This window comes from Streptosporangium sp. NPDC049046 (genome assembly GCF_040649155.1).
In the GTDB taxonomy this organism is placed as follows: domain Bacteria; phylum Actinomycetota; class Actinomycetes; order Streptosporangiales; family Streptosporangiaceae; genus Streptosporangium.
In genome coordinates, this window is the sequence record NZ_JBEZEZ010000002.1 from 386,118 (window position 1) to 410,637 (window position 24,520).

22 protein-coding genes are annotated in these 24,520 nt (G+C 69.7%); 14 read left to right on the forward strand and 8 right to left on the reverse strand.

What is annotated here, in order from left to right; genetic code table 11:
- Window positions 1-17: 17 nt before the first annotated feature.
- Window positions 18-857, reverse strand: coding sequence for a DeoR/GlpR family DNA-binding transcription regulator (locus tag AB0B96_RS04145; protein WP_362896342.1), 840 nt, complete (start codon window positions 855-857; stop codon window positions 18-20).
- A gap of 294 nt (window positions 858-1,151) precedes the next feature.
- Between AB0B96_RS04145 and AB0B96_RS04150 the strand changes: the two genes are divergently transcribed.
- The 6 genes from AB0B96_RS04150 to AB0B96_RS04175 all read left to right on the forward strand — a co-directional run bounded on the left by AB0B96_RS04150 (window position 1,152) and on the right by AB0B96_RS04175 (window position 7,619).
- The gene (locus tag AB0B96_RS04150) at window positions 1,152-2,450 is read left to right on the forward strand and encodes a sugar ABC transporter substrate-binding protein (RefSeq protein WP_362896344.1); all 1,299 of its coding nucleotides are present in this window, start codon (window positions 1,152-1,154) and stop codon (window positions 2,448-2,450) included.
- 55 nt (window positions 2,451-2,505) lie between these two features.
- Complete coding sequence (locus tag AB0B96_RS04155; RefSeq protein ID WP_350946440.1) at window positions 2,506-3,459, forward strand: sugar ABC transporter permease; 954 nt, start codon at window positions 2,506-2,508, stop codon at window positions 3,457-3,459.
- Window position 3,460: 1 nt separating this feature from the next.
- Window positions 3,461-4,327, forward strand: a complete 867-nt coding sequence (locus AB0B96_RS04160) for a carbohydrate ABC transporter permease (RefSeq protein ID WP_362896347.1) — start codon at window positions 3,461-3,463, stop codon at window positions 4,325-4,327.
- 67 nt (window positions 4,328-4,394) lie between these two features.
- Window positions 4,395-5,255, forward strand: coding sequence for a ketose-bisphosphate aldolase (locus AB0B96_RS04165; RefSeq protein ID WP_362896349.1), 861 nt, complete (start codon window positions 4,395-4,397; stop codon window positions 5,253-5,255).
- A gap of 1 nt (window position 5,256) precedes the next feature.
- Window positions 5,257-6,462, forward strand: coding sequence for an ADP-dependent glucokinase/phosphofructokinase (locus tag AB0B96_RS04170; protein ID WP_362896351.1), 1,206 nt, complete (start codon window positions 5,257-5,259; stop codon window positions 6,460-6,462).
- Window positions 6,463-6,644: 182 nt separating this feature from the next.
- On the forward strand, window positions 6,645-7,619 hold the full coding sequence (locus tag AB0B96_RS04175; RefSeq protein WP_362896353.1) for a class I mannose-6-phosphate isomerase: 975 nt from the start codon (window positions 6,645-6,647) through the stop codon (window positions 7,617-7,619).
- Between the two features lie 160 nt (window positions 7,620-7,779).
- Here the strand turns inward: AB0B96_RS04175 and AB0B96_RS04180 are convergent, their stop codons facing one another.
- The 3 genes from AB0B96_RS04180 to AB0B96_RS04190 all read right to left on the reverse strand — a co-directional run bounded on the left by AB0B96_RS04180 (window position 7,780) and on the right by AB0B96_RS04190 (window position 10,426).
- Complete coding sequence (locus tag AB0B96_RS04180) at window positions 7,780-8,175, reverse strand: STAS domain-containing protein (protein WP_362896355.1); 396 nt, start codon at window positions 8,173-8,175, stop codon at window positions 7,780-7,782.
- A 331-nt stretch (window positions 8,176-8,506) separates the two neighbouring features.
- Complete coding sequence (locus AB0B96_RS04185; protein ID WP_350946446.1) at window positions 8,507-8,875, reverse strand: STAS domain-containing protein; 369 nt, start codon at window positions 8,873-8,875, stop codon at window positions 8,507-8,509.
- 57 nt (window positions 8,876-8,932) lie between these two features.
- Window positions 8,933-10,426: an LCP family protein gene (locus AB0B96_RS04190; RefSeq protein WP_350946447.1), complete on the reverse strand. Its 1,494-nt coding sequence runs from the start codon at window positions 10,424-10,426 to the stop codon at window positions 8,933-8,935.
- A 66-nt stretch (window positions 10,427-10,492) separates the two neighbouring features.
- Between AB0B96_RS04190 and AB0B96_RS04195 the strand changes: the two genes are divergently transcribed.
- Entirely contained in the window at window positions 10,493-11,524 is a 1,032-nt protein-coding gene (locus AB0B96_RS04195; protein ID WP_362896425.1) for a glycosyltransferase family 2 protein, read from the forward strand.
- Here AB0B96_RS04195 and AB0B96_RS04200 read toward each other — a convergent pair whose 3' ends face one another.
- Window positions 11,525-12,904, reverse strand: a complete 1,380-nt coding sequence (locus AB0B96_RS04200) for a bifunctional cytidylyltransferase/SDR family oxidoreductase (RefSeq protein WP_362896358.1) — start codon at window positions 12,902-12,904, stop codon at window positions 11,525-11,527. It abuts the gene before it with no gap.
- A gap of 155 nt (window positions 12,905-13,059) precedes the next feature.
- Here AB0B96_RS04200 and AB0B96_RS04205 point away from each other — a divergent pair, with 155 nt between their 5' ends.
- The 7 genes from AB0B96_RS04205 (at window position 13,060) to AB0B96_RS04235 (ending at window position 19,997) form a co-directional block, all read left to right on the forward strand.
- Entirely contained in the window at window positions 13,060-14,604 is a 1,545-nt protein-coding gene (locus tag AB0B96_RS04205) for a CDP-alcohol phosphatidyltransferase family protein (RefSeq protein ID WP_362896360.1), read from the forward strand.
- A gap of 171 nt (window positions 14,605-14,775) precedes the next feature.
- The gene (locus AB0B96_RS04210; protein WP_362896362.1) at window positions 14,776-15,399 is read left to right on the forward strand and encodes a DUF5941 domain-containing protein; all 624 of its coding nucleotides are present in this window, start codon (window positions 14,776-14,778) and stop codon (window positions 15,397-15,399) included.
- Between the two features lie 106 nt (window positions 15,400-15,505).
- Complete coding sequence (locus tag AB0B96_RS04215) at window positions 15,506-16,240, forward strand: phosphocholine cytidylyltransferase family protein (RefSeq protein ID WP_362896364.1); 735 nt, start codon at window positions 15,506-15,508, stop codon at window positions 16,238-16,240.
- A 5-nt stretch (window positions 16,241-16,245) separates the two neighbouring features.
- The gene (locus AB0B96_RS04220; RefSeq protein WP_350946452.1) at window positions 16,246-17,286 is read left to right on the forward strand and encodes an iron-containing alcohol dehydrogenase family protein; all 1,041 of its coding nucleotides are present in this window, start codon (window positions 16,246-16,248) and stop codon (window positions 17,284-17,286) included.
- Window positions 17,264-18,031: a CDP-alcohol phosphatidyltransferase family protein gene (locus AB0B96_RS04225; protein WP_362896366.1), complete on the forward strand. Its 768-nt coding sequence runs from the start codon at window positions 17,264-17,266 to the stop codon at window positions 18,029-18,031. The genes AB0B96_RS04220 and AB0B96_RS04225 overlap by 23 nt, the downstream gene beginning before the upstream one ends.
- 195 nt (window positions 18,032-18,226) lie before the next feature.
- Window positions 18,227-19,108: a glycosyltransferase family 2 protein gene (locus tag AB0B96_RS04230; protein WP_362896427.1), complete on the forward strand. Its 882-nt coding sequence runs from the start codon at window positions 18,227-18,229 to the stop codon at window positions 19,106-19,108.
- Window positions 19,109-19,121: 13 nt separating this feature from the next.
- The gene (locus AB0B96_RS04235; protein ID WP_362896368.1) at window positions 19,122-19,997 is read left to right on the forward strand and encodes a sugar kinase; all 876 of its coding nucleotides are present in this window, start codon (window positions 19,122-19,124) and stop codon (window positions 19,995-19,997) included.
- Between the two features lie 244 nt (window positions 19,998-20,241).
- Here the strand turns inward: AB0B96_RS04235 and AB0B96_RS04240 are convergent, their stop codons facing one another.
- The 3 genes from AB0B96_RS04240 to AB0B96_RS04250 all read right to left on the reverse strand — a co-directional run bounded on the left by AB0B96_RS04240 (window position 20,242) and on the right by AB0B96_RS04250 (window position 24,309).
- On the reverse strand, window positions 20,242-20,979 hold the full coding sequence (locus tag AB0B96_RS04240) for an acetoacetate decarboxylase family protein (RefSeq protein ID WP_350946455.1): 738 nt from the start codon (window positions 20,977-20,979) through the stop codon (window positions 20,242-20,244).
- A complete protein-coding gene (locus tag AB0B96_RS04245) occupies window positions 20,964-22,052 on the reverse strand; it encodes a glycosyltransferase (protein WP_362896370.1) in 1,089 nt (362 codons plus the stop codon). Before AB0B96_RS04245 ends, AB0B96_RS04240 begins: the two co-directional genes overlap by 16 nt.
- A 100-nt stretch (window positions 22,053-22,152) precedes the next feature.
- The gene (locus tag AB0B96_RS04250; RefSeq protein ID WP_362896372.1) at window positions 22,153-24,309 is read right to left on the reverse strand and encodes an acyltransferase family protein; all 2,157 of its coding nucleotides are present in this window, start codon (window positions 24,307-24,309) and stop codon (window positions 22,153-22,155) included.
- Between the last annotated feature and the right edge of the window lie 211 nt (window positions 24,310-24,520).

Genomic DNA, 24,520 nt, shown 5'->3' on the forward strand with positions numbered 1-24,520 from the left:
CGCATGGGGGAAACGGGCTAGCTCCTGGCCTCTCGTGGCCTCGGTGGAGCCGCGGGGGTGATCAGCTCCACCTCGTTCGCGGCGAGGGCGTCTCTCAGGTCGGGCGGCGGCATGGTGTCGGTGATGAGGTAGTCGGCGGCGCCGAGCTCCGACACCTGGGCGAACAGCCGGCGTCCGAACTTGGAGGAGTCGGCGAGGATCGCCACGCGGGCCGCGCGGGCGAGCATCTCCTGCATCATCGCGGCCTCGGCGAGGTTGCTCGTCGTGTAGCCGGCGTCCGCGGAGACGGCGCCGACGCCGATGAGTGCCAGGTCGCAGCTGACGTCCAGCTCGGTGCCGGTGTTGGTGCGGAAGCTGACCGGGCCGATCGTGGCGAGGGTGAGCGAGCGCACCGCGCCGCCGAAGATGTAGATGTCGCGGATCGCCGTCGGCGGCAGCGCGCCGGGCACCAGCAGGTTGTTCGTCGCCACCGTGAGGTCGCGGTGCTGGCGCAGACTGCGGGCGAACGCGAGGGTGGTCGTCCCGCCGTTGATCATGATGGTCGAGCCGTCCTGGACGAGTGCCGCGGCCAGTGCCGCGATCTTCTCCTTCTCCTTCTCCTGCTCGTTGAGTCGCTGGTCGACGGCGCGGTCGGTGCGGGAGATCGTGGACAGGCTGACGGCGCCGCCGTACGTGCGCACGAGGATGCCGTCGGCGCTCAGCTGGTCGAGGTCGCGTCGCACGGTGTCGATGGAGACGCCGAAGCGCTCTGCCAGCTCGCTCACCGTGACCTGCCCGGTGTCGGAGACGTACGCGGCCAGTTGGGCCTTGCGTCCGGCAGGTAGGTGGCGCTGCCGATCGTCCCTGTCGCCGCTCACTGATCTCCCTTCGGTAGTGCGGCAGTATGCCACAAACGCACCCCGCTCGCGTGCATCGCAGCATAGAACAGCGAAAACCTGCAAGGGTGGGCGGGGTCCTCGAAGCCGTGCATCTCCCTGTTCATCTCCAGGTCGAAGAAGGTGGCCGAGACACATGCCTCGCCGTGCGGCGCGAGACTTTGCCATAGTGCGCAGCTTTCTGCTGTTCTTCTCTTGTTTACGTTCGTAATGCGCTGCTAACGTGACCGCCACACAGCAGAAAACAGAAAGATCTAGATGTGGAAGGAGCTGGCCATGACGATTCGCGCAGCCCGGCTGAGGCGACTGACAGGGGCGGTGACAGCGGCCGCGATGGTCGCGTTCGTTGCGGCGTGCGGCTCGGGCAGCACAAGCGACTCGGCTGACGCCGGTGCGGACAGCACCGTGACGCTGGAGTTCGCGCAGTGGTGGGGGGCCGAGCTTCCGGCCGAGGATTTCGACAAGATCATCAATGACTTCACGGCCCAGAACCCGAACATCAAGATCAAGCTGCTGAGTGCGCCGTACGCCTCGACCAAGCAGCAGCTGCTCACCGGTGCGGCGTCCAAGACCCTGCCCGACGTGGTCGGTCTCGACGGCGCCTGGGTGAACGACTTCGCCAAGCAGGGCGCGATCACCGACATGTCCAAGCTGATGACCGAGGCGGGCTACGACGACAGCCAGCTCGCCAGCCAGGTGCAGCTCGACGGCAAGACGTACATGATCCCGGTGGTCAACTTCGTCTACCCGCTCTTCGTCAACAAGGACCTGCTCACCAAGGCGGGCATCGAGAAGGTGCCCGGTACGCGCTCCGAGTTCCTGGACGCGGCCAAGAAGATCAGTGCGACCGGCGGCAACGCCAAGGGCTGGGCGCTCCCGCTCGACACCGCGGTGCCCAACGGCATCCAGAACGACGTCATGTCCTGGCTGTGGGCCTCGGGCGGCAGCATGCTGCAGGACGGCAAGCCGAACCTGACCAGCCCCGAGGTCAAGGGCGTGGTCGAGTTCGTGAAGAGCCTGAACGACGCCGACGCCATCGCGCCGGGCTCGCTCACCATGAAAGAGCAGGACAAGGTCGAGAAGTTCACCAACGGCCAGGTCGGCATGATGATCGACTCGCTCGCGCACATCAACCTGATCAAGAAGAACAAGCCGGACCTGAAGTTCGAGATCGCGGCCCTGCCCGCCGAGGACGGCTACACCGGCAAGCGCGGCATCCCCTACGCGTCATGGGGCATCGGCATCTCCGACTCCACCGAGCACAAGGCCGAGGCGTTCAAGTTCGTGTCCTACCTGATGAGCCAGGAGGCGAACGCGAAGCTCAGCACGATCGCGAACGGCTTCCCCGGCAACAAGAACGCGGAGCCCGACTTCAGCGGCGGTGACCCGATGTTCAAGACCGCTTTCGAGATCTACCAGCAGGGCTACCCGGCCAACGAGTTCGTCGGCCTGCCCAAGGCCGAGGACCTGATGCGCAGCTTCGACGAGCAGCTCCAGCTCGTGCTGACCGGCAAGACGAGCGTCGACGAGGCCCTCCAGAAGTCCCAGGAGTCCTGGTCCTCGGTGATCGAGTAGTCCGCCCGGGCGCCGCGCCGCTCCGCCGGCGCGGCGCCTGACCAAGGAGACAGCGATGACATCGGCGCAAGTCGAACCCATGACCGCGCCGGAGAGCGCGCCGCCGCCGGGGCGGGCCGCCCCCGGCCGCGACCGCTCCACCCCGGCCCGGCGCCTGGTCCCGTACGGCTATCTGTCCCCCACGATCCTGCTGATCGTGCTCCTGATGGTGGTCCCCATCGTCATGGTGGTCGGCTACTCGTTCCGGGACAACGTGATCATCCAGGAGAACTCGGTGTTCGCCGGGTTCGCCAACTACGCCAAGGTGCTCACCGACCCGGACTTCCTGGCCGCGCTGAAGAACACCGCGATCTTCATCTCGGTCAGCACCGTGGCCCACCTCGTCCTCGGCCTCGCCTTCGCGATGATGCTCAACACGCGGCTGCTGGGCGGGGTCGCGAAGGCCGTCTTCCGGATCGTCTACATCCTGCCCTGGTTGTTCACGATCGCGGTGATCGCGGTCATCTGGCGGCTGCTGCTCGACCCGGCCGGCGTGGTCAACTATGTGCTGCAGACGCTGGGCCTCATCCAGGAGGGTGTGAACTGGCTCGGTGACCCGAGCACGGCGCTCTGGGCGGTCACCTTCGTCAACATCTGGTCCGGCTATCCGTTCTTCATGATCAGCCTGCTCGCCGGGTTGCAGGGCATCCCCGCCGACCTGTACGAGGCGGCCGCGGTGGACGGGGCGAACCCGCTCCGGCGCTTCCTGAACGTGACGCTCCCGCAGCTGCGGCCGGTGATCATCGGCATGGCGGTGCTCGACCTGATCTGGACGTCCCAGCAGTTCGCGCTGATCTGGATGATGACCGGCGGCGGGCCGCTGAACACCACCGAGATGCTCAGCACCTACACCTACAAGCAGGCCTTCAGCGAGTACGAGTTCGCGACCGCGTCCGCGGCCGCCGTGGTCGTACTGCTGCTCACGATGGTCCTGGCCTTCTTCTACGTACGCCAGCAAAGGGAGCGGTGAGATGGCCAGCGTCAAGAGCAGCGTCAGGATGACCGTCAAGACGCGGCACACCCTCGCGAAGGCCGGGGTCGTCACGGGACTCGTCCTCGGCGCGCTGTTCGCCGTCCTGCCGGTCCTGTGGATGCTCTCCACCTCGTTCAAGGGGAACGGAGAGGTCTTCCAGAGCCCGCCGCAGCTGATCACCGAGGGTTTCTCGCTGGACGCCTACCGCGAGATCCTGGGCAACGGCGAGCAGCTGCGGTTCTTCCTCAACAGCTACATCGTCGCCCTCGCGGTGACGGTCCTCACGCTCCTGGTGGCGATCCTGGCCGGGTACGCGTTCAGCCGCTTCACGTTCCCGTTCCAGCGGACCATCAACGCCGTGATCGTCAGCGTCCAGGCGGTGCCGCCGATCACGCTCGTCATCCCGTACTTCGGGCTCGTCGTCGGGCTCGGCCTGTACAACACCTATCCCGGCCTCATCCTCACGCACATGGTGTTCACCCTCCCGTACGCGATCATCATGATCACCGCGTACCTGAACACGCTGCCGCGAGAGCTGGACGAGTCGGTCAAGGTGGACGGCGGTACCGGCTGGACCGCGCTGTGGCGGATCCTGGTGCCGGTCTCGGTGCCGGGTCTGATCGCGGTCGGGATCTACACGTTCATGATCTCGTGGAACGAGTATCTGTTCGCGCTCACGCTGACCCGCACCAACGACATGCGCACGGTGCCGATCGGCATCCAGCTGCTCATGGGCCAGCACTCCTACGAGTGGAACCAGATGATGGCGATGAGCATCCTCGGCTCCATCCCCGTTCTCATCCTCTTCCTTCTCTTCCAGCGGCGGTTCATCGGCGGGCTCACCGCCGGCGCCGTCAAGGCCTGATCCCTCCGGGCCGCTGAACACCCCCCAGTAACCAGACACACCCCCATTTATAAGGAGAAATACCGAAATGCTGACGACCGGCAAGGCGATTCTGGACGTCGCCAACGAGCACAGTTTCGCCGTGCCCGCGTTCAACATCAGCGACTGGGCGATGTTCAAGGGCATCGTGGAGATCAGCGAGGAGAAGAACGCGCCGCTGATCGTCGGGATCCACCCCGACGAGGCGCGGCACATCGGCCGCGAGATGATCACCGGCATCATCGAGCGCTCGCACAACGCGAGCGTCCCGGTCGCGATCCACTGGGACCACGGCGCCACCTACGAGCAGATCCTGCGGGCGATCCAGTACGGCTTCACCTCCGTGATGATCGACGCCTCGCTGAAGCCGTTCGACGAGAACATCGCCATCTCCAAGCGGGTCGCCGACTCCGCGCACGCCCTCGGCATCTCCGTGGAGGCCGAACTCGGCACGATCGGCGCGACCGACGGCGAGGCCGAGGAGGGCGCCGACACGATCATCTACACCGACCCGGACGACGCGGTCACCTTCGTCGAGGTCACCGGCGCGGACAGTCTCGCCATCGCGATCGGCACCTACCACGGCATCTACCCGGCGCACCTGAAGCCCGAGCTGAAGCTCGACCTGCTCAAGGAGATCAAGAGCCGGCTGCCGATTCCGCTCGTGCTGCACGGCGGCTCCGGCAACCCGGACGACGAGATCGCCGAGGCCGCGCGGATCGGCATCAACAAGATCAACATCTCCAGTGACATCAAGGTCGCGTACCACGACAAGATGCGCGAGATGCTCGCCGACGGAAAGCTGCGCGAGCCGAACAGCATCCAGCCCGCGTGCGTCGAGGCGATGAAGGTGGTCGCCGCCCACAAGATCGACCTGTTCGGCGCCGCCGGCAAGGGCTCGCTCTACTGACATGGCCGACGCCTCCCGTGTGGTTCTCGGCCTTGGCGGTTGCGTCGACTACGAGTTGACGCTCACCGCCGGCGTCCTGGAGCGGCTGGTCGCCGACTACGGCATCGCCGCCGCCGAACCGGCGTCGCCGCCGGCCACCGTGACCGGCGAGCGGGACCTCGTGGTGTCCATTCTCGGATACGTGGCCCGGGGCCGTGGTGGCGAGCACTTCGTCGCCTCCGCCCCGGCGCTCGAGGCCTTCGCCGCCCGTTTCCCCTACCGGGCGACCCTGGGCGGCACCTCGGTGCGGGCCGGGATCCTGATGAGCCGGCTGGGCGTGCCGTCGACGCTCCACCTGGTCAGCGTGAACGACACGATCCGGCGGCTGCTGCCGGCGGACGGCGACTACGTCTCCAGCGGCGTCGAGGACACCTTCTACCCCCACCTGATCGTCCAGTACGACCAGGGCCTGCGAATCCGGAGCGGTGACCTCGACATCACCGCGCCGTTCCCGAACCGGCTGATCTACGTCAACGACCCGGCCAACGGCGACATGCTGCTCACCGACGACCTGGGCGACCGGCTCGCCAAGGCGGAGGTTTTTCTCATCTCGGGCCTCAACGCGATGCAGGACGAGGCGGAGCTCGACCGGCGGCTTGTCGAGCTGCGCTCGCACATGCGGCGGCTGCCGCCGGGGGCGGTGACCTACTTCGAGGACGCGGCGTACCACGAGCCCGCCTTCAGCCACCGGGTCAGGGACGCGCTGCTCGACGAGATCGACGTGTACGGGCTGAACGAGGACGAGATGCAGTCGTACCTCGGACGCCAGGTCGACCTGCTCTCGGCGGAGGACGTCGCAGCCGCGCTCACGGCGGTCCGCGCGCTCATCCCGGTGCCGACGCTGGTGCTGCACACGAAGTACTGGGCGGCGGCGTTCGGGGAAGGCGCGGGCGAGTACGCCGACGCCCTCGACACCGGCACCGTGATGGCCGCGACCCGCTACTGCCACGGTGACGACTTCACCGGCGAGGACGTCGACCGGCTGCGCCGACGACCGCGAAGGATCGAGTCCGTCGCCTTCGCGAGGGCGTTGCACGAGCGGATGGGCGACACCGTCCACTGCGTCCCGGGATTCTCGCTCGACGTCCAGAACCCCACGACCGTCGGGCTGGGGGACACGTTCGTCGGGGGCTTTCTCGCCGCGCTGGCCCGCGAGGAGCGCCGATGACCATCGCTCGCCGCGTCGGCGCGCACGGAGAACCGACGGCCTCTCGCCGCGCTGGCGCGCACGGAGAACCGACGGCCTCTCGCCGCGCTGGCGCGCACGGAGAACCGACGATCTCTCGCCGCGCCGGCGCGTATGGAAAACCGATGACCGTCTCCCGGCGCGTCGGCTCGTAAGGAGGCCCGATGACCATCGAGATACTGTCCGCCAACCAGCCGGAGACGTTCTACCGCGGCGCAGGCCGGATCGCGGAGTTCCGCGGTGCACCGGCGCTGCCCGATCGCCCCGAGGACTGGGTGGGCTCGGTGACCAGCAGGTTCGGGCTCGCCCCTTCCGGGCTGTCCACCCTGCGGGACGGCCGGGTGCTGGCCGAGGCGATCGCCGCCGACCCCGCCTGGTGGCTCGGTCCCGGGCGCACCGACACCGGCGTGCTGGTGAAGCTGCTCGACGCCGGGCAGCGGCTGCCGTTGCACGTGCACCCCGACCGCCGTTTCGCGAACGCGCACCTGGCCTCGCCCTACGGGAAGACCGAGGCATGGGTGATCGTCTCCGCGCGGCCCGACGCGTACGTCCACCTGGGTTTCGCCCGGGACGTGGAGGCCGGCGAACTGGCCGGTTGGGTGGCGGGCCAGGAGACCGAGCGGATGCTCGCCGCCACCAACAAGGTCCCGGTCGCGGCCGGTGACGCGATCCTCTGCCCGGCAGGACTGCCGCACGCGATCGGCGACGGCATCCTGCTGGTCGAGATCCAGGAGCCGACCGACTTCTCCGTACTGCTGGAGTACGAGGGCTTCGGCCTGTCGGACGGCCACCTCGGCCTCGACTACGACCTCGCCCTGGGCTGCGTCGACCGCGGCGCGTGGACGCCGTCGCGCCTGGACGGGCTTCGGGGCACTCCGGCGCGACTGCTGCCCGAGGCCGCCGACGAGTTCTTCTCCGCACGCCGCGTGCGCGGCGGCGACCGCCTGGACCAGGGGTTCGGCGTCCTGGTCGCGGTGTCGGGCGTGGGAAGGCTGACCGGCGGGAAGGACGACCTGTCGCTCAGGAGGGGGGACACGCTGCTGGTTCCGTACGTGGCCGGCCCGCTTCTCCTGGACGGCGAGATCGAGGTGATCCACATGTCGGCGCCCACCGCTCCCCGCCGTCCGCCGTCGGGCTGAGGACATGACCGCGGGCCGACCCACATCGAGTGCCCTGACCATCCGCGGACCTCGCGGATCTTCGATCCGGCCCTGGTGAACGGAGAGTCGCCCGACCCGGGAGGAGTAGTCGATCCCGGGCGGAAAACCTCTCCGGTTGGGCGGCGGTGTGGGCCGGCTTCTACCGGTCGGCGAGAGGGGAGGCCGCCTGAGGATGTGAGGCGGCCTCGGGACAGCCCGGCGGAGGGCTCATCGCTCCCGAGCGGGAGACCACGGTGAAGGACGCGTCGAGGTTCGTGAGCTTCAGGAGCTTGAGAACCACGGGCGGGGCTCCGGCCAGGAGCAGAGGTGTGTCCCGTTCGCGCGCGTGCCGCCTGATGGCGATCAGCGCGCTCAGGCCGCAGGCGTCGATGAAGGTGACGCCTGACAGGTCGATGATGACCGTACCGGGGCGGGCGTCGATGACGTCCTGGGTGAAGACCGACAGTTTCGGCCTGGTGGCGAGGTCGAGCTCACCGGCCACCGTGATGACCACGAAGCCATCGGCGTGCTCGCTCGTGAGTTGCAGTGCGTTCATCGCCCACTTCCCTGCAGGCTGACGTGAATGTACGTATCCGGCCAGGGGGTGTCGCTCGGACGCCTGGCCTCAGCTCGCCGCCTCCCTGGCCGCGTCGTGCGGGCGCGGAGGGGATGGACGATCTGAAGCCACGATACTCCCTAACGGTGCGAACCATCGCTTTCCGTGATCGTGTAGCTTCGAAGCGAAGTGTAGATGCCAACCTGGATATGTGCCAGCTATTCAAGGAAACAGCTTTGTAGCCGTGTCCCCGAAGGGTCGTCAGGGCGGTTCCCGAGTGGCGGGAGAGGGTCCTGCGCCGGGTGGGAAAGCGGGCCTGAGCTGGGCGGAGTCAGCCCGCGGAATGGCTCGGGGCCATGGCGTCGAGCGCGTCGCGCAGGGTGGCTCGCGTCTCGAAGTGCCTGTCGAGATTCGTGATCGTCAACAGGTGTGTGATCATGCCGGGGCTCACCACCAGCATGAGGTGACCGTGGGCCTCCTTGATCCGGGTGAGCGTGCCCACGATGACCCCCAGCCCCACCGAGTCGCAGAACGGCACGCCCGTCAGGTCCAGCACCAGGTTCGGGGTTCCGGCGTCCTCCAGGGCGTGGTCGATCTCCGCGCGCAACCGCGGAGCCACGGCCATGTCGAGCTCGCCCGCCGCCTGTACGACCACACAGGTGCCACTGCGCCACGTCTGAACGTCGAATGTCGAGATCACGATCATCACCTCCGTGCCTTCTCAGCTTCCCTGGCAGAAGGTTGTTATGCACGTAGCTCACTTTTTGCAGATATTGTCGGTCGCTGTTCTTGCCGTCGGGGTCGCGGTAGGGGTGGCGACCGCTGTAGGCGCGGCGGTCTCCTGCACGGTGACCTTCTTCGCCCGCTCGTGTTTCCGGCCGACGACCACCTCGATCTTGTCACCGAGGCTCTCCACCGGGCGCAGGTCCGCTCCGGGCAGCGCGGCGGCGACGGTGTGTGCCGAGTCCTCGCGGCCGGGGCCGTACCGGATGACGGTCTTGTCGAAGTCCTTCTGCGGGGTGTTGCCGGGGATCTCGGGCACCAGGAAGCCCACCCTCTGCAGGTCCGCCCTGGTCTGCGCGCCCAGCCCCGTGATCGTGGTGCCGTTGAGCACGGTGAGGGCGATCCGCGAGGGCGCGACGGTCAGCGCGGGAGCCGAGGGGGAGGCCGTCGGGGTGGGCGTGGCCTTAGGGGGCTTGGAGGGCTTGACGAGCGTCTCGTCGGCGGCGATCCTGCGGAACAACTCCTTGGCCGCCGCTTTGTCCCAGAGGACGGCGGACTCACCGGTCGGCGTCTTGTAGTCGACGTCCGCGAGCGGGACCGTGGCGAAGGTCACGTCGTCGGTGGAGACGTCCTTGAGCTGGTCGGCCAGGCCGAGCAGGTCCCCGCGGAGCGCGTCGTCCACCCGGATCGTGTCGAGAGCCGTGTCGACGAACGAGGCGAGCCTGACCGGGTTGGTCAGCGTCTCACCGCTGAGCGCCTGGTTCAGCAACGCGGAGATCACCTGCTGCTGGCGGTCGATGCGGTCGAGGTCGGAGCGGGCGGTGGCGCGGGTGCGGGCGTAGGCGAGCGCCTTGACGCCGTCGAAGGAGTATGTGCCCGGCTGCAGGTTGAGCGCGGTCTTCGGGTCGTTGATCGGGACCGGGGTGCAGACCGAGATGCCGCCGAGGGCGTCGACCACCTCGATGAACCCCAGCACGTTGACCTCGACGTAGTGATGGATGGTCAGGCCGGTGACGGCCTGCACCGTGCGCGTCGTGAGCTTCGGGCCGCCGAACTGGTAGGCGGCGTTGATCTTGTGCTCGCCGTTGCCGGGAATCGCCGTCCAGGTGTCGCGGGGGAGGCTGACCACGGTGACCTTGCGGTGGTCCTCCGACACGTGGATCACCATCATGGTGTCGGTGCGCTCGCCGGTCTCGCGGCCCAGCTTGAGCTGGTTCTGCTGTTTGCGGGTGAGGTTGTCACGCTTGTCGACCCCGACCACCAGGATGTTCATCGCGCCGGTGCTCGACCGCGATCCCTGGACCCCGGCGTCGACCGCCTCGATCTTCTTCGTGGCGTAGTTGGTCAACGCCCAGGTCACTCCAGAACTGCCCAGGACCAGGCAGGAGAGCGCGCCGGCGATCACCAGGCCGCGCCGCCTGGTGCGGGCGCCCCTCGCCGACCTGCGAACACGCCTCGGGTCCACCCGGACGCTTCCGTAGGCGTCACCGCCCACGTGCACACCCGAATCCTCCTCCGGGTCGCGCATGCATGGCCCCCTAGGCTCCAGCTGGGTCGATGAGGTACCCGTTCGTACAGTAGCGTGAGCGACGCCATGAAGCAGTTCCCCGACTCGCCCTCGCCGGCGTCGTCTTCCGAGACACGTGTCTGGCCCCCCATCTCCATCGTCATCCCGGTGCTGAACGAGGAGCGCCATCTGAGGGAGGCGGTGCGTCAGGTGCTGTCGCAGCGATACGCGGGACCGATCGAGGTCGTGCTCGCGATCGGCCCCTCCCACGACCGTACCCAGGAAGTCGCCGACGAAATCGCCGCCGCCGACCCTCGGGTGATCGTCGTTCCCAACCCGACCGGCCGCACTCCCAACGCGCTCAACGCGGCGATCGCCGCGTCCGGTAACTCGATCATCGCGAGGGTGGACGGCCACGCGATGCTCCCCGAGGACTACCTCCAGGTCGCGGTGGAGACCCTTGAGGAGACCGGCGCCGACAACGTGGGCGGCGTGATGGCGGCCGAGGGCGTCACTCCCTTCGAGCAGGCCGTGGCCCGCGCGATGACGTCCAAGATCGGTGTCGGCGGCGCCCGGTTCCACACCGGCGGCACCGCCGGCCCGGCCGACACGGTCTACCTCGGTGTGTTCCGCCGCGCCGCGCTGGAGCGGGTCGGCGGCTACGACGAACACTTCCAGCGCGCCCAGGACTGGGAGATGAACCACCGCATCCGCGAGTCGGGCGGCCTGGTCTGGTTCCAGCCCCGGATGCGCGTCTCCTACCGCCCGAGGCCCAACCTCAGGGCCCTCGCCAAGCAGTACTTCCACTACGGCCGCTGGCGCAGGGTGGTCGCCCGCACCCACGAGGGCACGATCAACCTGCGTTACCTGGCGCCTCCGCTCGCCGTGCTCGCCATCCTGGCGGGCCTGGTGGTCTCCCCGTTCTTCTGGCCGGGGCTGTTGATCCCCGGCGGCTACCTGGCGGCGATCCTCGCCGGTTCCGCGATCACCGGCAGCGGCCTGCCCACCCCGGCGCTCGTCCGGCTGCCGCTGGTCTACGTCACCATGCACATGTCGTGGGGCTGGGGTTTTCTCACCAGCCCGAGAAGGCTGGGAAAGCCCGACCACGCGGGCGGCTGATCAAGGACGGGAGTCGATCACCTGACCGGTGACGCCGGAGGCGAGCACGTCCAGCGAGGTGCGGGCGACGGTGTGCGAGGAGAACGGGCCCGTCGGCGTCGCGGCTCCGGCCCGTCCGGGTTCCACGCAGTTGACCCGAATCCCGTACTCCGTCCACTCCCTGGCGAGAGCGAGGGTCAGCCCGGCCACGGCGGCTCCCGCGAAGGAGCGCAGGCCCTCGCCCGCCCCGTCCCCACCGGGAGAGGGGGAGTGGAACAGCAACTGTCCCCGCGTCTCGCGGAGACGGGGGAGCGCCGCCCTGGCGACGGTGACGGGACCGAGGTGGTCCGCGTTCACGGTCCCGGCGATCGTGGCGTCGTCCACCGCGTCGAGCCTGCCCTGTGGTGGCGTGCCCGCCGCGCTGATCACGTAGTCGATACCGCCCGTCTCCTTGACGACCCGGGCGAGCGCGTCGGCCACCGCCTGGGGGTCGTCCACGCGCACTTCGCCGGGGGCCGGTGATCCGGGGAAGGGGAACACCCGGGCGCCGTACTCTCCGGCGAGTCGCGCCACCTCGGCGCCGGCGCCGTCGTCCGCGCGGAAGACCACCACGGTCCTGCCCTCCAGCGCCTCGCGCAGGGCGGTGTCCGAGCGGGAGGGAACCTCGCTCGCGGCGAGCCTGAGGAGCCTGTCGGCGACGAAGAGGTCCACCGGGTGCGTGACCTTCATGTTCCGCTCGCTGCCCGGCACCACGTGGATCGGCACGTCGGGCAGGTAGCGCAGCACCACGCCGCAGTCGTCGGTGGCCGGCCGGTCGCCGAAGCCGGGATCGGCGAAGGCACGCTCGTACGCCTCGCGGATCACCGAGAGCCGAAAACACTGCGGGGTCTGGACGCGGCGCAGGCGGGCACGGTCGGGGACGTCACTGACGATCTCCCCGTGCGGCCCCGGCGAGGTCACCACGATCGTGTCGGAACTCGGGATCGCCACCTCGACCGCCGAGAAGGTCCTCAGCGCCTCGACGCAGTCGGCGATGATCCTTCTGTCCGCCAGCGGCCGTACGGCGTCGTGCAGCAGCACGTGGCACTCCTGTGCACCCAGGGCCTGCAGCGCTCGCCAGGTGGTCTCCGGGCGGCTCGCGCCGCCCTCCAGGATCCTGCCGACCTTCGTGAAGCCGTTGCGCTCGACGATTCGCTCCACCTCGCCGGTGAAGCCGGGCGCCATCAGGACGATGATCTCGTCGATCTCCGGTGCCTCCTGGAACAGGGCGAGGGTGTGTTCGAGGATCGTCCTGCCCGCTATCTCCAGCAGTTGTTTGGGGGTGTCGTGGCCGACGCGTCGGCCGACGCCGCCCGCCAGGACCACACCGACGGTTCGGGGACGCGGTTCACGTTCGGCCACGATCGGATTCCTTTGACAGTTCGGGTATGGCGAGCGTAATGGGTGTGTCCCTGATCGTCCGGCGTGCTCCCGTGCTATCCCGTCAAGATCTAGCTACGCTGAGTGCGCACTCCCCGATTCGTACGGTGATCCCGTCGGATACGAAGGAGCCCGGATTGCCTGACTCTCGCGCCACCGTCTCGTCCGACGCCTCGCAGGCGGTCGCGGTCGTGCTCGCCACCACCGAGGCGTCCGACCTGCGATGTTCCGCCGGGACGCTCCTCGACAGGCTGACCGGCCAGCTCGCCACGCTTCCCGTACGGGATGTGCACGTGATGGCCCGTTCCAGTGACATCATCCACGTGCCGGGCGGCACCCACATGATCGGGACGGAGGGGCCGAAAGGGCTCGCCGACGACCTGCGCAGGGTCGCGAAGGCGGCCCGCTCGTCCGTCGGGCCGGTGCTGGTGGTCGCCGGTGACCTGGTGGCGCACACCGAGGCGCTCGCCATGCTCGTGGAGCACCCGGCCCGCGACACCTGCGCGCTGGTGGGCGGAAAGGACGAGCCGCCGGGGCCGACGCGACCGCCGGTCAGGATCGAGGGCAGGTCGGTGGTGGCCGCCGGCACCTCCTTCCACGAGGTGGGCGAGACCAACGGCACCTTCAGGGGCGCGCTCCAGGTCGGCGTGCCCGACCTCGCGGGCTTCGCCGAGACCACCGAGACGCTCGCCGAGCTCGCCGAGGCGGGCGGCTTCGGCCCGATGGACGGCGGCGAGGTCCCCGGCCTGCTCCTGGTCGGCCTCGTCCGCTCCGGCGTCCAGGTGCGCGCGGCGAGACTCGGCCGCCTCCACGCCGACCGGATGACCGTGCAGGCGGACGCCGACGTGGCCGTGCCCCGGCTGGCCGAGGTCGACGAGAACGAGGCCAGGCTGGACGCCGCGGTCAAGAGCGACGACGGCTTCTTCGCCACGTACGCGGTGAGCTCCTGGTCCAGGCACCTGCTGAAGCCGATCGCCGGGCTCGGCCTGACCCCGAACGCGGTCACCGGCATATCCGTCGGTCTCGCCGCGCTCGCGGCGGTCTGGTTCTCCGAGGGCACCAGGCCGGGGCTGATCGCGGGGGCGGTCCTGCTCTACCTGTCGTTCGTGCTCGACTGCGTCGACGGGCAGCTCGCCCGCTACACCCGCACCTTCTCGCCGCTCGGGGCGTGGCTGGACGCCACCTTCGACCGTGTCAAGGAGTACGCCGTCTACCTGGGCCTCGCCGTCGGATACGCGGCGGGGGCGGACGTCGCGGGTGGCGGCCCTGACGGCATCTGGGCGCTCGCGGTGGCCGCGATGATCCTGCAGATGCTCCGCCATATGATCGACTTCTCGTACGCGGGCGCGCGGGCCGACGCGAGCCGGGTGGGCGCGGCCTGGACCAGGGCGGCGGGCTCGCTGGGGAGGACGGACTCGCTGAGCAGGGCGGCCGCCGCGGACGATGCCTGGACAGGAGGCGGCAACCCGATCCTGTGGCTCTCGCGGACCATGGAGAAGGCGTCGCCCACCCGCTGGTTCAAGAAGATCATCGTATTGCCCATCGGGGAACGGATGGCCCTGATCGCGGTGACCGCGGCCTTCTTCAACGCCCGGGTGACCTTCGTCGCGCTGCTGGTCTGGGGTGGGATCGCGGCCCTCTACGTCCTCTTCGGCCGGACCGGCAGATCGCTCAGCCGATGACCGGAGGCCGCGGGCGCGATGACCGGCGGGGACGGATGTCCCGCCGGACGAGGGACGAATCCGTCCTCGGGTCTCTCCTCACCCGGGACGAATCTCGCCTCGGGTCTCTCCTCACCCGGACGGATCTCCCGTCAGGCGACCCTCAGGTAAGTGGAAGAAGCAGGTGCGATCATGATTTCTGTGCATATGGCGCCGGTGCCGCGGAGCGCCGTGGTCGCCTACCGGGACGACGGGGTGCTGTCGAGGGGCATGGGCGCCATGGTGGCCGGGCAACTCCCGCCGCTGCCGCCCGCGATCGTCGGGATGTTCGTCACCGGGGTGCTGCTCCTCGTCGGCGTGGCCGGCACCGAAGGACCCGCGGTGTTCGCCCCGGCGGTGGCGCTGCTGCTGGCCGGTCCCGGCAGCTCCCATCCGCACGACGGCCGGTTCGACTGGCTGGTGCCGCCGATCCTGCGCCTCACCGAGTACGGCTTCGTGGCCTCGGTGGGCTTCGCGCACGACGTGCCGCCGTGGCTGATCTTCATGTTGCTCGGCGCGATGGCCTTCCACCACTACGACGTCGTCTATCGGCTGAGGCAGCGGGTCTACCCGCCCGCCTGGCTGGCCACATCCGGCCTCGGCTGGGACGGCCGGATGCTGCTCATCGCCCTCGGCGGGCTCGCCGGGCAGGTCACGCTGATGTTCGCCCTGCTCTCGCTCTACCTGTGGTGCCTCTTCTCCTGGGAAAGTGTCACCTGCTGGCTGGCCGCCCCGAGGTTCGGGGTGGACGCGGCCGACCTCGGCGCCCACGATTGAGAACGCCCGGCAAATGCCCGATTACACGATCAGGGCGTGAAGGCAACTAATCTTTGGGGCCTAGGAGTGCCCGCCGGGAGGCTCTCACCCGAATGAGGAGTGCACGTTGCTGGGAATGGTGCTGGCCGCCGGGGCCGGACGACGCCTGCGGCCGTACACGGACACGCTGCCCAAGGCGCTCGTGCCGGTCGACGGCGACACCACGATCATGGACATCTCGCTGCGCAACCTCGCGGCGGCCGATCTTCGTGACGTCGTGGTCATCGTCGGCTACCAGGCGCAGGCGGTACACGAGCGCAAGGCCGAGCTGGAGCGGCGGCACGGTGTGAAGCTCACCCTCGTGCACAACGACAAGGCCGAGGAGTGGAACAACGCCTACTCCCTGTGGTGCGCGCGCGACTACTTCGACCAGGGCGTGCTCCTGGTCAACGGTGACACGGTGCACCCCGTCTCGGTGGAGGAGACGCTGCTCTCCGCGCCGGTGACCAGCGACATCCTGCTCGCGGTCGACGACGTCAAGAAGCTCGCCGACGAGGAGATGAAGGTGACCCTCGACGACGACCGCCACCTGCGGCTGATCACCAAGTTGATGGACCCGGCCGCCGCCGCCGGTGAGTACATCGGCGCCACGCTCATCCGCTCCGGCATCGGCGACCGCCTCGCCGACGCCCTCCAGGCCACCTTCGAGCGCGACCCGCAGCTCTACTACGAGGACGGCTACCAGGAGCTCGTCGCCCGCGGTGAGAAGATCGCCGTCGCTCCGATCGGCGACGTCCCGTGGGTCGAGGTAGACAACCACGACGACCTCGCCAAGGCGCGGGAGATCGCGTGCCGATACTAGCCAGGATGCTCCCGGCGCCCCTGTCCATGGAGGTGCGCCGGGGCGCCGTCGCCCAGCTCGGCACGTTGCTGGCCGACAGCAGGGTGGCGACCTCCGGTCGGGTGGCGGTGGCCGTGGGCGCGGGCCAGGGAGACAGGATCGCCTCGGTGATCACTCCCTCGCTCGGCCAGGCCCAGGTCTTCCGGGTGCCCGACGGATCGGTCGACGCGGCGATCTCGCTCGGCGCCGACCTGCGCAAGGGGGCGTACGAGGCGGTCGTGGGCATCGGCGGCGGCAAGACCATCGACGTGACCAAGTACGCCGCGTCGCTGGCCGGGATCCCGATGGTGGCGGTGGCCACCAACCTGTCGCACGACGGGATCTGCTCGCCGGTGGCCTCGCTCACGCACGACGGAGGCAAGGGCTCCTTCGGCGTCCCCATGCCGCTCGCCATCATGGTCGATCTCGATTTCGTGCACGACGCGCCCGCCTCGCTGGTCAGGTCCGGGGTCGGTGACGTGGTCAGCAACCTCTCGGCGATCGAGGACTGGCAGCTCGGCGCGGGCGAGCGCGGGGAGCCGATCGACGGCCTGGCCTGCGCGATGGCCCGCACCGCGGCGGAGGCGGTGATCGGCAGATCCGACTCGATCGAGTCCGACGCGTTCCTGACCGTGCTGGCCGAGGCGCTTATCCTGTCGGGCATGTCGATGGTGGTCGCCGGCTCCTCACGTCCTTCGAGTGGCGGAGATCATGAGATCCTGCATGCCGTGGATCAGCTTTTTCCCGGCACCTCCAACCACGGCGAGCTCGCCGGGATAGGTGCCGCGTTCTGTTTCTTCCTCCGCGAGGACTCACGGAGGCTCAATCAGGTCGTCGACTGCCTGCGCGGGCACGAGCTGCCGGTCACCCCCGCCGATGTGGGGCTGTCCCCGGCCGAGTTCACCGAGGCGGTCGCGCTGGCCCCGGCCACGCGTCCCGGCCGCTACACGATTCTTGAGCACCTGCGCCTGTCGGAGCCGGAGATTCGCGATCGGGTGGAGGATTATGTCCGGGCCGTCGGTCGCTGAGCTCCGTGCGGTGGCCCAGCCGCACACGACCATGGACCGCAACAGCGGCGAGCACTGGGCCGGCGCTCTCTACATGCGCAAGCTGTCGATCTACGTCACCTGGTTCCTCGCCAAGACGCCGATCACACCCAACCAGACCACCTGGCTGATGATCTTCACCGGCCTGCTGGCCGGAGCCGTGCTCGCGCTGCCCGGACTCTGGGCGGCCGTCCTCGCGGCCCTGCTGGTCCAGCTCTACCTGCTGCTCGACTGCTCCGACGGCGAGCTGGCCCGCTGGACCGGGCGCACCTCCATCACGGGCGTCTACCTCGACCGGGTCGGCCACTACTTCGCCGAGGCCGCGATCCTCATCGGGCTGGGCTTCCGGGCGTCGGAGGTCCTGCCCGACTGGTACACCGTGACGGGGTTCGCCGCCGCGCTCGGCGCGATTCTGATCAAGGCGGAGACCGACCTGGTCGACGTGGCACGCGCCCGCTCCGGGCTGGTCGCGGCGACCGAGGCCTCGGCCGAGCACTTCCGGTCGCGCGGGCTGGGCATGGCGCGCAAGGCGGCCGCGGCGCTGAAGTTCCACCGGATCGTGCAGGCGGTCGAGCTGTCACTCCTCATCGTGGTCGCCGCGATCTGGGACGCGATCAACGGAGGGCTGGCGGCGACGAGGATCCTCGTGGTGGCCTGCGTGATCGTCGCAGTGCTGCAGATGATCCTGCATCTGATCAGCATTCTGGCGTCCAGGCGGCTTTCATGAGGAACCGGATGGCGTCCGGGCGCGTCGTAGGTGCGAACACACCGCTGTTTGGCGGGTGTTCGTCGGCGGTTCCGATACGCTTGTGCCCCGGTATACCAGGAAACTCCAGCCCTGCCAGAATTCCCGACCCAGCAGACTCGGTGATCATGAAAGTATGCTCCGTACGTGCTCTCGACGCGTCAGGACGATGACCCGTTGAAGATCTCGTGCGTCATCCTCACCATGGGCAACCGTGTCCCCGAGCTGGACCGCGCGGTCGAGTCCGCGCTGAACCAGGTCGACGGTGACGTCGAGGTGGTCATCGTCGGCAACGGCGCGGACGTCCCCGAACTCTCGGCCACCGTGCCCGCGGGGTCCTCGGCCTCGATCAGGAGCGTGCGGCTGAACCACAACGCGGGCATTCCCGCGGGCCGTAACCGAGGCGTCGAGGAGTGTTCCGGCGACGTCGTCCTCTTCCTCGACGACGACGGCTGGTACGCCGACACCGGGCTCGTCTCCCACCTGCGGGAGCGCTTCTCCACCGAGCACGACCTCGCGGTCGTCTCCTTCCGGGTGAAGGACCCCGAGGGCGGCATCGGCCAGCGCCGTCACGTTCCCCGCCTGCGCGCGGGCGACCCCGAGCGGTCCTCTCCGGTCACCACCTTCCTGGGCGGCGCGTGCGCCATCCGCCGTTCGGCCTTCCTCCAGGTCGGCGGGCTCCCCGAGCGTTTCTTCTACGCCCACGAGGAGACCGACCTGGCGTGGAGGCTCCTCGGCGAGGGATACCGCATCGAGTACGACGCCGAGACGGTCATGTACCACCCGCAGGTCCCCCCGACCCGGCACACCGACTTCTACCGCCTCAACGCCCGCAACCGGGTCTGGCTCGCCCGGCGCAACCTTCCATGGCCGCTGGCCGGGCTCTACCTCCTCAACTGGATGGTGCTCACCCTCGTCCGCGAGCGCTCCAGGCCCGCCCTGCGCGCCTGGTTCAAGGGCTTCACGGAAGGGCTCCGCGAGCCCGCGGGAGAGCGTCGCCCCATGGGCTGGAACACCGCCTGGCGGATGCTCCGCCTCGGCCGTCCACCGATCGTCTGACCTCCGATCAGCAGTGGACGTATACACCCTCGGCGAGGCGTTCGGCGTCGTCACCAGCGGCCGGATCCGCCACGAGCACGAGGCCAGGCTGGACGTCGCCGGGGCCGAGTTCACCGTCGCGGTCGGGCTGTCCAGGCTCGGCCACCGGGTGGGCTGGCTGGGCAAGGTCGGCGGCGACGAGCTGGGAGCGAGGATCCTCACCGTGCTGCGCGGCGAGGGCGTGGACGTCTCCGACGCCAGGGTGGACGAGGGGTCCCCGACCGGGATCCTGCTGAAGGAGTCGAGGCTCGGCCAGGCGGCGAGGGTCACCTACTACCGCACCGGCGTCAGGCTGGCCCAGGGGAACGTTCCCGTGGACCGGATCGCGGCCTCGCGCATCCTGCACGTGAGCGGGATCACCGCCGCGCTGAGCGCGCGCGACGCCATGCACGCGGCCGTACGCGCCGCGCGGACCGCCGGGGTCGCGGTCTCGGTGGCGATCGACTACCACGACCAGCTCTGGCCCGACCTGCGCGAGGCGGAGGAGATCCTCAGCGTGCTGGCCTGCTCCGCCGACGTGCTGTTCGTCCGGCAGAGCGAGCTCGACCTGGTCAAGCCCGCGCTCACCGGGGATCGCGAGGTCATCGTGACGCGCGGTGCCCGAGGGGCGAGCGTGCGGGTCGACGGAGTACGCCACGACGCCGCGAGCCTCTCCGCGCCCGTGGTCGACCCCAACGGCGCGGGGGACGCCTTCGTCGCGGGCTATCTCAGCGCGCTGCTCGAAGGTCTTCACCCGGCCGACCGGCTGCGCAGGGGCGGCCTGCTCGCGGCCTTCGCCTCGTCGGGGCCGAGTGACTGGCAGGGCCTGCCGACGAGGGCCGAACTGCCCCTCCTGGAGCTCGACACCTGACGGTGAGGATGTGGGTGAGCGCCTCCGGGCGGGGTCTGACCCAACCTCTGACCGACCGCGGGGTCCTTGACAGGATCTGACCCGCCGATCCGCGCGGCTTCTCGCCGTGCGCGGGCGGGTCAGGGCCTTTTCGAGGCCCGGTGCCTGCTCCGGTGCCCGATTCCTCGCCGGGCGAGGGTCTCCGAGCGCTCCGCCGGGCCGGGACGGGCCTTGCCTTGTCCGGCCGGGCCTCTCACGAGGAGCCTCAGGGCTCCTTGGCCTCACCGAGGGTCATGGCCAGGTGGGAGATCGTGCTCGTCATCAGGGCGCGTTTGGGCAGACCGAGCTCGCTCAGCTCCTTGGCGATCGGATGGTTGCCCAGGCGGATGAGAGCGCCCCCGGGACGCGTGCGGACCCCGCGGGGAGAGAGCGACCACGGGATGCGGCGGGTGACGCCGTCCAGGTGGCTGTAGGCGTCGAGGGCGGTCATCATCCCGGTGCCCGGCACCGGGACGCCGGGTTTGATCAGCAGGTCCAGCACCAGGCGGCCGTCCTTGCGCAGTACGCACCGCTTGTAGGGGGAGGAGATCCGCAGGTCGATGTCGGCCAGCTCCTTGGGGAAGCCCCAGATGGCGCGGCCCGCCTCCAAGGTGAAGTCCTGGTCGACCGGGAGCCAGTGGACGAACGCCCCGGCGCCGGTGCGGCGCAGCTCGGACAGGTTCGCGCGCAGCCCCCCGCCGGGAACGTGGCCCGCGCCGGGCGGCCTCGCCAGGAAGGCGACGCCGAACTCGTGGTAGCGGCCCAGATCACCGTCGCGGTAGTCGGCGAACACCAGCGTGCACAGGGCCTTGCGGGGTAACACCTCGGCGACGTCCAGGTGCGAGTAGGCGATCACGGCCCGCGCGGCGTCCGCCCGGACCAGGTAGGACGCGCTGCAGACCATGACGTCGCGGACGCGGACCGGCATGGTGACCTCGCGCCCCTGGATCAGATGGCGTGCCATGCCTCCAGTACACCAATCTCCCGGCCGGACGTCACTGGTTTGCCGGCCCATTCCTCAAGCCGCCCGACGAAGGCGCCCGCGTGATCCGGCCAGTTGTGGCGGGCGAGGGCCTCGGCGTGGCCGCGCGCTCCCATCTCGGCCGCCCCTTCCCGGTCGTCCCGCAGCGCCAGCACCGCGCGTACCGTCGCCTCGGCGTCCCCGAAGGGTACGACGACGCCGCACCCGACCTTCTCGACCATGGACGCGGCGGCGGGCAGGGGGGTGGTGACGACGGGGACTCCCCTGGACATGTAGTCGATGATCTTGGCGGGTACGGGCCGGGTGCCGGGTGCGTCGTGCGGGAGCGACAGGCCGGCGATCGCCCCCTCGGCCATCCGCAGCGCGTGCCGGTTGGGCACGTAGCCGTACCAGTCGAGCAGGCCCTCCCGCTGCGCGTCCCGCAGCAGCGGCCTGACGCGGACGTCGGCGGAGCCGATCAGGTCGAGCCTGATCCCGTGCGGGAGCAGCCGCCTCGCCGCTTCGATCAGCTCGCCCACGCCTCCGGCCCTGGAGAGGTGGCCCACGTGGACCACCCGGCTTCTGCCGGGCGGCGCGGGCGGGCGCGGGGAGACGTAGGCGGTGTCGGGAACGACCTGGTGGGGGCCGGAGAGCCGTTCCCGGTGGGACTCCTCGGCCAGGATCAGGTGCAGGCGGTGCTCCGGGGAGGCCCCGATCCGGCGCGCGAGCGCGGGCAGGGCGCGGCTCAGGTGGCCGGGGAGGGTGAGGCCGAGCGCGGCGGTCGCGCCCCAGCCGTCCCCGATCTCCCCGCGCACGTCCCAGACGGTGACGGGACGGTGCCTGGGCAGGCGGAACAGCAGCTCCCTGTCGTGCACGACCAGCAGGTCCGCGCCCTCCACCCCGCGCTTGAGAGCCCCCCGCGCGGCCTTCAGCGCGCGTCTGCGGCGGTTGGGGATCGCCCGGGGTACGTCGATCGCGCGGATACCGGGATCCGGGGTGACGTTGCAGTCGGTGAAGGGGGCGACATAGGTGATCTCATGCCCGGCGTCGAGGAGCGCCCGGATCTGCCGATGCATGATCCTGGCGTCCTCTGGGTGATGAGCGATCGTCGCGACGCATACCCGCATGTCCCGATGTTGAGTGTTCGTTCCGTCATCACCGGATGTGTTGCGTTAATTAGCGGGGAACTGAGGCTGAACTCTCCTTGGCGGCGGGTGCGCCCTCGGCTGGTGCGGTGGTAGCGGCGGGGGGAGGGGACGGCCGGCGGTAGAGCCATACGAGCCGGGGTTCGAGCATCCACTTGAAGAGCTTGCGGGTCTCGGGCAGGCACAGCACGATGGCGAGGGCGAGCGAGCTCGACGCGATCGCCGCCACGCCCAGCGGGCCGTACAGCCAGGGGAAGCTCAGCCAGCCCTGGTCCTTGGCGATGACCACCACGACGCCGTGGAGCAGGTAGGCGTACAGGGTGCGGGTGCCGAGGTCGGAGAACCAGGTCTCACCCCGGGGGATCAGCGCGAGCAGCGCCACCGTCATGGCGAGTGCCGCGATCAGCAGGGCGCCTCGCACGCCGAGGCCCACCCACCAGGACATGTCCATCGCCTTGAAGCTGTAGCGGAAGTAGATCGGCGCGCGCGGGACGTGGGGCGCGATGAGGATCGCCACCCCGGCGGCGCCGATGAGGACGACCGCTGAGGTGATCTTGACCCAGAGGGGCTTGAGCAGGTCGAAGTGCTCCGGCTTGAGCAGCAGGCCGAGCACGTAGAACGGCAGCAGGCCGAAGAAGCGGTCGATGCTGAAGTCACCGGAGATCTCCGAGAAGCCCGCGACCAGGTAGATGACGACCGCGACCAGCAGGGGCTGTCGCATCCGCGTCCAGATGGGCGTGGAGATCCGCCAGAGGACAAGGGCGACCAAGTACCAGTTGAGCCAGGCCGGATCAATGATCGTCAGCGTCCACTTCTGGCCAAGCCCGTAGCGGAGCAGCGCGTAACCGATCTCCACGACGATGTACGGGATCAACAGGGTGTCGACCAGCTTGTTGATCTTCGCGTTGGAGTTCCAGAAGTTGCGTCCCAGATAACCGCTGATCAGCACGAACGCCGGCATGTGGAACGTGTAGATGAACAGGTACGCGGCCTCCGACGAGTGCGCCTTCAGAGTGGGGACGAGCGAGTGGCCCATCACCACCAGGGCGATCAGGACGAACTTCACGTTGTCGAGGTACGGCTCGCGCTTCTTCTTGACCGGAGGGGCCGGGGGCTCCTCCTCGGCGACCGTCTCGCGCTCACGCTCCGCCCGCAGCTCCTGCTCGGCCCGCGGTCCCTGGTTCCAGAACGAGGGACCGCCGTCCCTCGTGGTGTTCTCCCAGTACGAGGGGCCGCCGTCCCTGGCGGTGTTCTCCCAGTACGAGAAGGGGCGTTCACCGGACGGTCGCGGCTCCTGCCGAGGTCTCGGGGTCTCCGCGTCCGGGAACCGCACGGGAGCCTGGGGCTCCCCGGGGAGCCTGGGACGTCCGGGAAGCCCGGAGAGCTCAGGTTCCTCGGGGAACCGGGGCCGCCCCGGAGCGGGCGTCCAGCCGGGATCCTGAGGGTGCGCGGCTCCTGGCGGTGGGGAGGCCGGCGCGGGGACGCGCGGTGTCATGGGTGGCGGGGCCCAGTCGGGCCGGGGGGACGGCGCACGGGGGGCGCCCTGCGGAGGGGTGGGCCCCTCCGCCCACGACGGCGTCTCCTGTGCCCACGGTGACTCCCGCGTCCACGACGGGCCGTCCTGTGCCCAGCCGGGCTCCTCGCGGTCCCACGAGGGGTCCTGGACGACCGGCTCGGGCGCGAGGGGCTTCGACAGGTCGAGCGGGTCGTGGGAGCCGTGGGCCCCGCCGAACGAGGGGCCGCCGGGACGCTCGCCGAAGTAGGACTCGCCGAACGGGGATCCGCCGGGCCGGGGTTCACCGAAGGGGGACCCGCCGGGACGAGGCTCGCCGGGGTGGGTCTCGCCGAAGTGGGGTCCGCCGGGGTGGGATTCGCCGGCGGAGGGTCCGCCGGCACGGGTCCCGCCGGGGTGGGGCTCGCGATACGCCGGGTAGCCCCCCCACTCGGTGACCTCGCCGGGGCTCTCCTCGCGGCCGTCCCCGGCGTCGCGCCGGGACGCCCCGCCGGAGGTGACCGGTCCCGGTGGCTCCGGCCACGAGGGCTGGGATCCACCGGACGCCTGCGCCTGGCCGGGCGTGGGCCACGGAGCGGACCTCCTGCCCTGCCCGCCGTTGGCCCCATCGGAGCCGGGGTCGGAACCGCCGTCGTCCTGGGGGGCAGGCACCTGGAAGGGTCGGATGTCGCTCACGAGGGGGAGGCTCAGCTATCTGTCGGAGACCGGGGGAAGTGTCGGGCAGATCGGCGGGGCGCCCAGGGGAAGGGTCGGGGACGCGGGCAGGTGTTCGCCTCGCCGCCTTGACCAACCCTAAACCGACTGTGCGCCCTCTGTCGCACGCATGCACTTTGATTCGGACGGTTCTCGGGTAATCGTGACTGTCCACGGGGTCACGGGCCCGGCC